This is a genomic window from Acidovorax sp. KNOB132 (genome assembly GCF_057541515.1).
On record NZ_BAAJYT010000648.1, the window covers coordinates 1 to 610 of the forward strand.

Below are 610 nucleotides of genomic sequence, written 5' to 3' on the forward strand. Positions count from 1 at the left end.
CGCGCGCGGCGAGATCGCCATCGGCGAGGGGCCGCTTAACCGTGCGGCGTTCGCCATCCACGCCGCGCTGCACGAGGCGCGGCCCGACATCGTGGCCGCCGCGCACACGCACTCCACGTACGGCAAGGCATGGTCCACGCTGGGGCGCACGCTCGATCCGCTGTCGCAGGACGCCTGCATCTTCTACGAGGACCATGCGCTGTTCGACGACTTCACGGGCGTGGTGTGGGAAACGGACGAGGGCTTTCGCATCAGCGAGGCGCTGGGCGCGCGCAAGGCGGTCATCCTGAAGAACCACGGCATCCTCACGGCCGGGCCCAGCGTGGAGTCGGCCGCGTGGTGGTACATCGCGCTGGAAAACGCGTGCCACACCCAGTTGCTGGCCGAGGCCGCCGGCACGCCGCAGCCCATCCGGCACGAGGTGGCGCGCCACACCCATGGGCAGATCGGCGGGCCGGGCGGGGCGCATTTCACGTTCAAGAGCCTGTTCGAGACCGTGGTGCGCGAAGACCCCGGGGTGCTGCAGTGAACGCACCGCTCACCGCCGGCCAGCGGGCCCGCACGCTGGCCGCCGAGTTCGGCGCGCGCGCGGCGGCGCACGACCGCGAGG

General features: G+C 72.1%; 1 protein-coding gene. It reads left to right on the forward strand.

All coding sequences use genetic code 11. The features are described from left to right. Nucleotides 1–529: class II aldolase/adducin family protein (locus AC27IO_RS25205; RefSeq protein ID WP_487091505.1), on the forward strand; the 529-nt coding region annotated here is incomplete at its 5' end. Between the last annotated feature and the right edge of the window lie 81 nt (nt 530–610).